Here is a 10,953-nt window from a genome sequence, read left to right on the forward strand (position 1 = left end):
TTCTTCGTATGATTTATGGATTAACGCTTGTTTTGTTGGTCGCGCTCGTTAAGAACGTCCAAAAAAGCCTGAGCATAGCGAAGACCCTTTTGAACCTGAGGATCTTTCAGCATTTTCATCAGACCAAATACGCCGATCTGAGCTTGGTCGCCTTGAGCGTGTACGCGGTCTCCGGCTTCGATGGCTGCAGATGCAACGCTTTTTGCTGTTGTCGTGATCGGCTTCGCGAATCCGCTCAGGGAAGCCATGGTGTCTTCCGCTAGCACGGGATCCGTAGCTACGGATTTACCGAAGTCATACGCCTTAGTCATGACGGTCAGCATTTCCGTAAGTTTTGGAAGATTGTCCACGAGAGTTGTGAGGGATTCCTGAACCTCGGGCTTGAGCAGTTGTTCGAGCAGCACATCAGGACGGCTGGACGCCGCAGCTTCTTGGTTTCCTACAACATTTTCCGGAGTTTCGGACGGCTGTGGAGAAGATGTTTCTGTCATAATGAATTGCCTCCTTTTCTTTAAGTGAATTCCCAAGATGAACTTGGCGACGATCGTACCGGCTAGCTTTAATTTTGGGATAACCGGTATCTATTATGCATCACTTACAAAAGTGCGAACTTATGGGTGACTCACTATCGCCAAAAATAAAGCAGGGGGAAACTTCCCCCTCCTTTATCTGAAACAATCTTAGGGATTGTGATAAATATCTCTAAGTACTAGTCTATAACTTGTGAAGCATAATTACAAACATAAAATACAATTTTCGACTACAAAGTTAGAACGCGATACTCGCCTTCTTCATATGTCACTCTTGTAACAGGTCGGCCGGAAAAGTCAAGCGCTTCCCGAAGCGGAATCCAAGCGGTGCCGCCGATTAAATGAACATCGGAGGACACCGGTTTGCCGCCGGTTTGCATGGGGAACAGCAAGCCTCCCACCGGATCGGCTTCCCAGCGATTCCCTGCCAGCGTCACCTGCACGGTCTTGTTGTGAGACTTCCAGGATACGCTTCCGCCAAGCCGCTCCACCAAAGCGCGCAGCGGAACCATCAGCCGGCCGTCGACCAGCTTGTATTCGCCTGCCGCAAACGCGGTTTCAAGCCCTCCGAATTCCACGGCCAGCGTTCGCCCGGTCCCGAATAAGGCGGCGTTGACGGCGACGTGCTCGCGAACCCACTGCTGTGAAGGCTGTGAAGCCTTGCGGGCGGTCTGCTGAGCACGAAATTGAACGGGCTCGGTTTCCGGAGACAGCACGTCAAAGGCATAGCCCTGCTTTTTATAATAAGAAATAATGTCAGGCAGAGCCTTGACGCTTTCGCCATGGCCTTTACCGTCATGGAGAAGCACGATCGCCTCCTTGCCGTTCACTTTCGTGGTCGCCCCCTTTACGATGTCTTTAGCCGGGACGCCCCTATACCTGGAATCGCCGCTGTCGACATTCCAATCGAATACATGATATCCCCCCTGCTTCATGTATTGAAAATAAGCTTCGTCGAAATGTCCGGCCGTCCCCCCGGGAGCTCTGACCAGCTGCGGCCGTTCCCCTGTAATCAAACGGATGATTTCCTCGGTTTTCTTAATCTGTCCCCAGAAATCCTGAAAATGCCCGTAGAGCTCGTCATAACGATGATCATATGTATGATTCCCGATCACATGGCCTTCCTCATAGATGCGGTTGATAATTTCGGGACGGGTCTCCGCCTCCTTGCCCAGTACAAAAAACGTGCCTTTGATTCCTTCCCGCTTCAAAATATCCAGCACGTCGAGCGTTAAATCCGATGGTCCGTCATCAAATGTCAGGTATACCGTTTTGTCGCTTGGCTTCTTCTTATATTGAACAGGTGCGGCGTTCACAGCCGATGGTTTCTTGATTGCAGTGGTGACGACCGGCTTGCTTGCCTCCCGGGTCTTTGCTTGAACATTCTGCTCTGGCACTGTTGTCAGGGGTGCCGCTGCTAAAGGGGCCTGCTCCGCATAGTCTGCCATCGGCGCCTGAACCTCAAGTCCCATGCCGATCATGATCAGCACTGCCACAACGCCGAAGAATACCGCTATCGATGTAACCCGCACCATATTTTTCATTATCAACTCTACCTCCATCGTTTCTATGAGTTCGGCTTCCTGATAGATTATATGGAGGGCGATTCAAAAAAAGACTAGAATCTGATATTTTCTTACGTCCCTTGATTCCTATTCACATTACTAGTAAACTGAATTCAAATCCAGAACTCGGAAGGGATGATAGACATATGAATCACCAAGCGGTCATTCAGCGTGATATTACGGAAGTCCGGGATGTCGTTCTTCGGCGGCACAGCTCCATCCATGCCTCAGGACCCGTCATCGAATTTGGAAACTGGAGCAAAGCCGATCCGTTTCTCGGGATGATGGAGGACAAGTTCCAGGCCGGTTCATTCGACGACCATCCCCATCGGGGAATCGAAACCGTTACTTTTGTCATCGATGGAACCGTCGAACACTATGACAGCCTCTCCAAGGGCGGCGTGCTAGGGCCTGGAGACGTGCAGTGGATGACGGCGGGAAGCGGCGTCATCCACAACGAAGTGCCGTCAGAAGGCATAACGGCCCACGTCCTGCAGCTCTGGATCAATCTGCCCCGCGAGCAGAAGATGACGACTCCCCGCTACCAGAACCTGAAAGGCCCGGATATGCCGATCCGACAAGAGGATGGCGCGGTTGTGCGAGTCTTCTCCGGTTCTTCCGGCGATGTCGTATCCGCCACCGAAAATCATGTTCCGGTCACGATGGTCGAGGTGCTGCTGGAGCCCGGCGCTTCCATCGCGCAGGACCTGCCCGGCAGTTATAACGGCTTCATCTACATCCTTGAGGGCAGCGGAACCTTCGGAGGCAATGGCGTAAACGCGGCTAAAAGCCAGGTGTTGTGGCTGGGCGCTGGAATCGACGGAAAACCTAGCGAAATACGGGCAGCGGCTGCGGAGCCTCTTCGCTTTGTTCTGTACGCAGGCGAGCCGTTGCGGGAGCCCGTGGCGGCCCGCGGTCCCTTCGTCATGAACACGGAGGAAGAAGTGAACGAAGCCTTCCGCGAATATCGGACGGGTACGTTCTTGAAGTTCTGATTCATTCAGGTTGGCCAAATCCTCTGATTTAGGTGATAAGCCCCTCATTCGAGGCTCCCTGCTTGCAAGATATATTCAAAAAAAACGGTCCCTTACCATGCCTGTTCAGGCATGCCGAGGGACCGTTCTTCATATATAGCTATGACAGCACGGCTGCGAGAACCGCTTCGACATGGCCTTTCACTTTCACCTTCCGCCACTCGCCGGCCAGCTTCCCCTTCTCATCAATCAAGAAGGTTGAGCGTACAATACCCATATATTCACGGCCGAACATCTTCTTCATCTGCCATACGCCGAACATTTCGCTTACCTTATGCTCCTCATCAGACAAGAGCAAATAGGGCAGGCTATGCTTATCGATGAATTTGGCGTGGGATTTCAGCGGATCGGGGCTGATCCCGATCACGACTGCGCCGGCTTGCTCCAACGCACCATAGTTGTCCCGGAAGCTGCAAGCCTCCTCAGTGCAGGTTGGGGTCATATTTTTCGGATAGAAGAACAGCACGACTTTGCGCCCACGAAAATCGCTTAATGCTACCTTCTCCCCGTTCGAAGCCGGAAGTGAAAAATCCGGCACCTTGCTTCCAATCTTCAACTGCTTTTGGTCTGCGATAAGGCTCAACTCCTGCTATACGGACTTTAGGCCCGTAAAATTGATTGTCTTTTCGAAAAAAATTATAATAGAATGAATGTCGAATGTTCAAATGTTCTATCGAATTTATTCATCAGCGTAATCCGAAAGGAAGAACCCAATGACCAAAAAAACAAAGAAGACGATTATATGGAGTGTCAGCATCATACTGGCCGCCGTCATCGGTTACGGCATCTATTATGCGGCCTCGTTTTATGACGGCTTGCAAAGTCTTCAGAAAACTGGCGAAGCCTCCCCTTTTCGGGAAATCGAGAAGGTGGATGCCAAAGTCCCTGCCCCGCCGGAGTGGGAAGGCAAGGAGACGGTTAACATTCTGCTGATGGGCGTCGATGCGCGCGGTTTCGAGGAAGGGGAAATTCCTCGTTCCGACAGTATGCTTGTTGCCTCGATTGATCCCGTAAAAAAGAAAATGCACTTATTCTCTATTCTGCGCGATACTTACGTAGAAATACCCGGGTATGACAGAAACCGTATCAATACGGCCATCACGCACGGCCCGAACACGGCCATGAAGGCGGTAGGCGATCTGCTGGGCATACCGATTCAATACTACGTCTATACGGACTTCCAGGGCTTCATGAAGCTGGTTGATTCCGTCGGCGGGGTGGACTTCTACGTGGAGAAGGACATGAGTTATTCAAGTAAAGCCGACAAGAACGAGTACGACATTGATTTGAAGCAAGGCATGCAGCATCTGGACGGCAATGCGGCACTGCAATACGTCCGGTTCCGCTATGATGCGATGGGCGACTTCACCCGCACCGAGCGGCAGCGCGAGCTCCTGAAGGCCGTAGCCAAGAAAATGCAGACCACCACTTCCATCATGAAGCTTCCGGACATCCTGAAGTCCGTCAGCCCTTATATTGATACGAATCTCGATGTCGAGGATATGTGGAAGCTTGCGAACGTCGCCTACAAGAGCAAAATGAGCGGCAGCGAGCAGGTACCACCGATGAAACTCCTGAAGGAAGAACATATCGGCGGCGCCGCCGTCTTAACGGTCGGCAATCCGGATACGCTGAAGCAGTATATCCAGGACATCATGAACCCGCCGACGCCAGACCCCGAGACCGAAGGCGGCGAAGGCACGGAAGGTGATTCCGGGAACACCGATTCCGGGAATATCGACTCCGAGAACAGCGACTCTGAAAGCTCCGCAACACCATCTGCGACAACGGATCGCAACTAATACACTTACAGCAATCAGGACAGGGCGCTACGTCAATCTAGCTTCCTGTCCTGCTTCATGAAGAAAGGAAGTTTTACTATCATGTCAACCTCAAGAAATCGTTCCGAAGCCCTGTATCAAGAAGCGCTGCAGCATATCGTAGGCGGCGTAAACAGCCCCTCCCGTTCGTTTAAAGCCGTAGGCGGCGGTGCCCCCGTCTTCATGAAACGCGCAAGCGGAGCCCACTTCTGGGACGAGGACGGCAACCGATATATCGATTACTTGGCGGCTTACGGCCCGATCATTACCGGACACGCCCATCCGCATATTACGGCGGCGATCACGGCGGCTGCCCAAAACGGCACCCTATACGGAACGCCGACGGAGCTTGAAATTACCTTGGCCAAAATGCTGAAGGAAGCCATCCCGTCCATGGACAAGGTACGTTTCGTCAATTCCGGCACCGAGGCCGTCATGACCACGATTCGGGTCGCCCGCGCTTACACCAAGCGCAACAAAATCATCAAGTTCGCCGGCTGCTACCATGGCCACTCCGATCTGGTCCTCGTGGCTGCGGGCTCCGGGCCTTCCACGCTCGGCATTCCGGACAGCGCCGGCATCCCGGCCAGCATTGCCACGGAAGTCATTACCGTTCCTTTCAACGATCTGGAAGGCCTGCGCGCTGCCCTCGAAGCATGGGGCGAAGATGTGGCCGCCGTGATGGTCGAGCCGATCGTCGGCAACTTCGGAATGGTCATGCCGAAGCCGGGATTCCTCGAAGGACTGTGCCAGATGACGCACGACAACGGGTCGCTGGTCATCTATGACGAGGTTATCAGCGCCTTCCGCTTCCATTACGGATCCACCCAAACCTATGCGGGTCTGGCCAATCACGAGGCGATTCAGCCGGATCTTACGGCTCTGGGCAAAATCATCGGCGGCGGACTGCCAATCGGCGCTTACGGCGGCCGGAAGCACGTGATGGAGCAGGTTGCTCCGCTCGGCCCGGCTTATCAGGCGGGAACCATGGCTGGCAATCCGGCCTCCATCGCGGCCGGAATCGCCTGCTTGGAGGTATTGCAGGGCGAAGGCGTGTATGAGGAGATGGAGCGCTTGACCATCAAATTGACGGAAGGCCTGCAAGCGTCCGCAGACCGCCATGGCGTTCCGCTCACGATCAACCGCATCCGGGGCTCCTTCTCCACGCACTTCTGCGATCATCCGGTAACGAACTATGACGAAGCGCAGGATACCGACGGCGAAGCCTTTGCGGCCTTCTTCCGCCACATGCTGGACCGCGGCGTGAACCTGGCCCCTTCCAAATACGAAGCCTGGTTCATGACCACGGCCCATACGGATGCGGACATCGAGGCAACGCTTGAGGCCGCGGAGGAATCTTTTAAGGCCATGAAGAATTAACCTAGATAAATTCAAAGAACGCGAAAGGAGATTTCCTCATGAAAAAGCTGTTGAACAAGTTATAACCTGCTCCACATCCATGCCATGCTTCTACGATCCGGATCCGTGGACCTCCTGACCTGTTCGATTCGAATCGTCGGTAGTCCAAATACGAATACGGAGGCTACGAACATATGAGAAGCGAGCAAGAAATGATGGATTTGGTATTGGGCTATGCAGCCCGCGATGAGCGGGTTCGGGCCGTGACCCTGGAAGGCTCCCGAACGAATCCCAACGTGCCTAAGGATATTTTTCAGGATTACGACATCAGCTTTCATGTTACGGATATGGAGAGCTTTATCCAGGATCCAAACTGGATTGACGTCTTCGGGGAACGGTTGATTCTGCAGACGCCGGAAGATATGGACCTGTTCCCTCCCGACCTCGGAGGCTGGTTCTCATACCTGATGTTATTTACCGACGGGAACCGGATTGACATGACCTTGATCCCCATCGAGGAGAAGGAGAAATACTGCAAGGAAGACAAACTGATCCAGATCTTAATGGATAAAGATCAAACCTTTCCCAAGGTTCCTTCTCCGTCCGACGAGGATTTCTGGGTACAGCGTCCGTCGGCGGCCTTTTTCGAGGATTGCTGCAACGAGTTCTGGTGGGTATCCACGTATGTCGCCAAAGGCTTGTGGCGGGAAGAAATCCTGTATGCCCAGGACCATCTTCACAACATCATGCGTCCGATGCTGATGAAAATGCTGGAGTGGCAGGTGGGCACACAGACCGATTTCTCGCTCAGCGTGGGCAAGAACGGCAAGTACCTGAAAAACTATATGTCTGCGGACAGCTGGAACGAGCTGATGTCCACCTACCCTCGCGGAACCTACGAAGAGGTGTGGAAGGCGCTGTTTACGATGGGAGCGATGTTCCGCAGAACCGCGCTGGATGTCGCCAAGCAGCTGGGCTTTGAATACGATATGGGGCAGGATCAGCGCGTAACGGGCTTCCTGCAGCATGTCCGGCAGCTGCCGGCGGATGCGAGCGAGATCTACTAATCGATTCCACGGTCATCCCTATGAAACAGAAACAACCCGCCCAAGGATAATCCTTGGGCGGGTTATTCTATTACGTTTATTTACTAGATTCACGGGACATCAAATGGCCTCTTTCCTACTTCTGTTCGATCTTATCGAAGAAATTCTCCTGAACCAGCTTGGCCGTTTCGTCCAGCTGCTTCTTGGAATCCGTGCCTTCCTTCGAGAACGATTCCTGCACGACGTTGGACATCGCGGCATAATAATCCTGCGTGCCAAATTGCGCTTCAGGCTTTCCTTCCAACAGGCTGAAGAGCTGCGGATCGTATTCATAGACGTTGTCGTACTTATCGTAGATCGCCTTCACCTTCGCCGCATACTCCGAATCGTCGCTGAAATATTCCAGCGGCGTCGGCACAAAATATTTGCCCTCGGCTTTGCGGGCATTGATCGTATCTTCCACCGATTTCAGCGCATCATCCGTAAAATAATCAAACGTGATATAGCGGAATGCCATTTCCTGTTCTTCCTTCGTGGCATTCGGATTGATGACCAGATAGTTGCCGCCCAAAATGCCGTGGTGCGCTCCGCCTTTCTCCATCGCAGGCATCGGATACGCAAGCACGTCCTCAGGCTTCATGCCGCCCTCGTTCAATGCCGGCTGGATCACGTCAAATGCGCCTGCAATGACCATCGCCGTCCGTCCTTGCTGGAACGAGCTGACGGCATCGCCCCAGCCGAGGGCCCAGTCCTGCGGAATGGCGTTTGCTTCCCATCTCAGCTTCTTGTAGAAATCCAGCGCCTTCACGCCGGCTTCCGAGTTAAACACCGCTTTCACTTTGCCGTCCTCGTTCACTTCGATATCCCCGCCGGCTTCGAACAGGAAGTTGGTCCAGTTCCAGCCTGCCTCATTGCCCTTGCCCATCGGCGCGATTCCGGAGATGCCGGCCTTCGGGTCCGCAGCGCCTTTCGCCGTGTTGTACATGTCGTCCCATGTCCAATCCATCGGCGGTACGGGCACGCCCTTCGCGTCCAGCAGCTTCTTGTTCACGATCGTAGACGTGATATAACCGTTCTGCGTGACGCCGTACACCTTGCCGTCCACGATGAATTGATCCTGCAGCACGGGATTCATGTCGTCCTTGTACTCCCATTCGTTCCAGAACTCCGTAATGTCGGCCACCCAGCCCCGCTCCACGAGCAGCTGTGCCTCCGTGGCCCAAGTGTTATAAAATGTCGGCGCTTCGTTCGAAGCCATCTTCACCCCAATTTCGTTGACGCTGTACTGCCAGTCGTCCTTCACGATGGTCACGTTCGGATATTTCGCCTGGAAGCGGGCGATTTTATCATCCTCCTGCTGACGCAGCGTTGTATCATCCGGCAGCGGATAGTGAATCTTGATCGTGATCTTTTGATCCGCGATATCCTCCTTCGGCTCCTCCGTTTGCGTCGTGGCCGTCCCGCCCGAATTGGCGGTCCCTCCCTCTGTATTCGTGACCTCCGGCGCTGCTTTGCCGCCGCCGCATGCGGCGAGCAAGGAGCTGAACAGCATAAGGCAGATCAGTAATGCTGGGAACTTGCGCATGGATACTCCCCTTTTCCTTATTGAAATAATGATGTCCTTTCCTCTCTCCATCATAAAAGCCAAATCCGGAAAGGACGATGTGCATTCATATGACGATCGTGTGCAGGGCTACGATGTGTACCGCTACTGCCCTACCCTTTGACGGCCGAGAGGCTGACGCTGCGCATGATGAATTTCTGGAACGCCAGAAATACGAAGATCGGCGGCACCATCACCATGAACAGGATCGAAAATTTAACGCTGCTGTCCAGGCTCCTTGCGTTGATGACATACTTGTAAATGGCCGTAGCCAGCGTATATTTGTCCTGGGTCTGCATGACGAGCGACGGCCAGAACCAGTCGTTCCATGCCGTGGAGAATGTAAAAATCGCCAGCGTCGCGAAGATCGGAACGGATAGCGGTATGGCGATCCGCAGGAAGCTGCTCATCTCCGAAGCGCCGTCGATGCGCGCCGCCTCGAAGATCTCCGGGTGAATGCCGTCGAAGAAGTTTTTGATCAGCAGGAAGAAGTACGCGTTCGCTCCGGCCGGCAGCCAGAAGGCCCAATAGGAATTCAGCAGGCCGAGCTCCTTCAAATTGACGAAATTCGGAATCATGTAACTCGACGCCGGAATGAACAAGGTCATCAGAATGAAGAAATAGATGGCCCGATGATACGGAACCCTGATGCGGGAAATGCTGAATGCCGCCATGCCCAGCACCAGAATCGTGACCAACAGATTACCGCCGAAAATCAGCAGCGTATTCTTCAGAAACATCGGCAGATCGATGTATGCCCACCCCTTCGGGAAGTTCTCCCAATGCCATTCCGACGGGAAAAAGCGCGGCGGAAACGTGTTGATTTCCTGATTGCTCTTCAATCCGTTGAACATCGTCATGCCGATCGGGTACAGCATCGTGAAGGTCATCACGGCAATGCACAGCACCATAAATCCGTAAACCGCCTTATTCCACGGTTTTCTCAAATCCGAAGCGGACAGAATGCCTCTCTCTTTCATCCTAGTACTCCTCCCTGTTCATCTTGAATTGCAGGATGCCCAGCAAACTCAGCACAAGGAACATCAAGATGCCCATCGCGGTTCCGGCCCCGTAATCCAGTTGGTTAAACGCATATTTTACGGTCAGGAGCGCATAGGTGAGCGTGGCCTTGTTCGGTCCGCCGTCCAGCATCGCCAGCTGCGATTGATACGCCTGTGACGTGCCGATCAGCTGCAGAATCAGCATGAGCACAATCAGATTGCGCATCGAGGGAAGCGTGATGTATTTAATCCGGGCCCACACGCCGGCACCGTCGATTTCGGCGGCTTCATACCAATCCTTCGGTATGCTCAGTACTCCGGCCAGATAGATCAGCATCGCCGAGCCGAATTGCTGCCATGTCTCCATGACGACCAGCGACACCATCGAGAAGCGGCTATCCGATATGAACGATACCGGCTCTGCCCCGAAGAAGCCGAACAACGCATTGACCGGACCCACCGGATCGTACATCCATCGCCACATGCCGTAGAGCACGACCCCGGGCACGACAAACGGGAGATAAGCGGCAATCCGGGCGAACCCTTGGAACAGCTTCAGCTCCGAGATGGCAATGGATGCGGCGATGGGCACCCAGAAGCCGATGACAAGCGTTAACAGCATGAAAAACAACGTATTTCTGACCGATAGCAGCAGGTCGGGATTGCTCAGAACGTTGGCGTAATTATCCAAACCGACGAAGGTATTGCCTTTTACGAAATCGATATGAAAAAAGCTGTAAAAGATCCCTTTGAAAATCGGCACCCATAAAAAGACGATAAAGATCGCTATGGCTGGGACAAGGAACAAATACCCCCATACATACTTCCTCCACAGCGGCTTGCGCTTATGCTCCTTCCGGGCGCGGCGGCCGGGCTCGATCAGAGCCTGGCCTTGTGACATGATCGTTTCTTCCATCCGACTCCCTCATTCCTTTATTCAATGTCTAGCTTTTATTGTAAAAAAGCCGGGGAGCCTTCGAACATGTCTAAAACTA

10 protein-coding genes are annotated in these 10,953 nt (G+C 53.4%); 4 read left to right on the forward strand and 6 right to left on the reverse strand.

All coding sequences use genetic code 11. The features are described 5' to 3' along the window. Positions 1–20: 20 nt before the first annotated feature. Positions 21–491, reverse strand: a complete 471-nt coding sequence (locus JNUCC32_RS20855) for a DUF1641 domain-containing protein (RefSeq protein WP_009591098.1) — start codon at positions 489–491, stop codon at positions 21–23. 269 nt (positions 492–760) lie between these two features. Next, a complete protein-coding gene (locus JNUCC32_RS20860) occupies positions 761–2,074 on the reverse strand; it encodes a polysaccharide deacetylase family protein (protein ID WP_192569722.1) in 1,314 nt (437 codons plus the stop codon). A 167-nt stretch (positions 2,075–2,241) separates the two neighbouring features. On the opposite strand from JNUCC32_RS20860, the gene JNUCC32_RS20865 reads away from it, so the two are divergent. After that, positions 2,242–3,090, forward strand: a complete 849-nt coding sequence (locus JNUCC32_RS20865; protein ID WP_192569723.1) for a pirin family protein — start codon at positions 2,242–2,244, stop codon at positions 3,088–3,090. A gap of 139 nt (positions 3,091–3,229) precedes the next feature. Here JNUCC32_RS20865 and bcp read toward each other — a convergent pair whose 3' ends face one another. Then, positions 3,230–3,712, reverse strand: coding sequence for a thioredoxin-dependent thiol peroxidase (bcp, locus tag JNUCC32_RS20870; RefSeq protein WP_012819045.1), 483 nt, complete (start codon positions 3,710–3,712; stop codon positions 3,230–3,232). Positions 3,713–3,842: 130 nt separating this feature from the next. On the opposite strand from bcp, the gene JNUCC32_RS20875 reads away from it, so the two are divergent. The 3 genes from JNUCC32_RS20875 to JNUCC32_RS20885 all read left to right on the forward strand — a co-directional run bounded on the left by JNUCC32_RS20875 (position 3,843) and on the right by JNUCC32_RS20885 (position 7,375). After that, entirely contained in the window at positions 3,843–4,931 is a 1,089-nt protein-coding gene (locus JNUCC32_RS20875; RefSeq protein ID WP_192569724.1) for an LCP family protein, read from the forward strand. Between the two features lie 81 nt (positions 4,932–5,012). Further along, on the forward strand, positions 5,013–6,329 hold the full coding sequence (locus JNUCC32_RS20880) for a glutamate-1-semialdehyde 2,1-aminomutase (RefSeq protein ID WP_096776993.1): 1,317 nt from the start codon (positions 5,013–5,015) through the stop codon (positions 6,327–6,329). Between the two features lie 173 nt (positions 6,330–6,502). After that, positions 6,503–7,375, forward strand: coding sequence for an aminoglycoside 6-adenylyltransferase (locus JNUCC32_RS20885; protein WP_192569725.1), 873 nt, complete (start codon positions 6,503–6,505; stop codon positions 7,373–7,375). Between the two features lie 115 nt (positions 7,376–7,490). On the opposite strand, the gene JNUCC32_RS20890 is transcribed toward JNUCC32_RS20885, so the two are convergent. The 3 genes from JNUCC32_RS20890 to JNUCC32_RS20900 all read right to left on the reverse strand — a co-directional run bounded on the left by JNUCC32_RS20890 (position 7,491) and on the right by JNUCC32_RS20900 (position 10,874). Continuing rightward, positions 7,491–8,939 carry an ABC transporter substrate-binding protein gene (locus JNUCC32_RS20890; protein WP_096776995.1) on the reverse strand — a complete coding sequence of 483 codons (1,449 nt, stop codon included), beginning with the start codon at positions 8,937–8,939 and terminating at the stop codon, positions 7,491–7,493. 131 nt (positions 8,940–9,070) lie between these two features. Continuing rightward, positions 9,071–9,937 (reverse strand): carbohydrate ABC transporter permease, encoded by an 867-nt coding sequence (locus JNUCC32_RS20895; protein WP_090912776.1) that lies wholly within the window; start codon positions 9,935–9,937, stop codon positions 9,071–9,073. A gap of 1 nt (position 9,938) precedes the next feature. After that, the gene (locus JNUCC32_RS20900; RefSeq protein ID WP_192569726.1) at positions 9,939–10,874 is read right to left on the reverse strand and encodes a carbohydrate ABC transporter permease; all 936 of its coding nucleotides are present in this window, start codon (positions 10,872–10,874) and stop codon (positions 9,939–9,941) included. Between the last annotated feature and the right edge of the window lie 79 nt (positions 10,875–10,953).

The sequence above is a fragment of the Paenibacillus sp. JNUCC32 genome (assembly GCF_014863545.1).
Taxonomy (GTDB): domain Bacteria; phylum Bacillota; class Bacilli; order Paenibacillales; family Paenibacillaceae; genus Paenibacillus_AQ; species Paenibacillus_AQ lautus_A.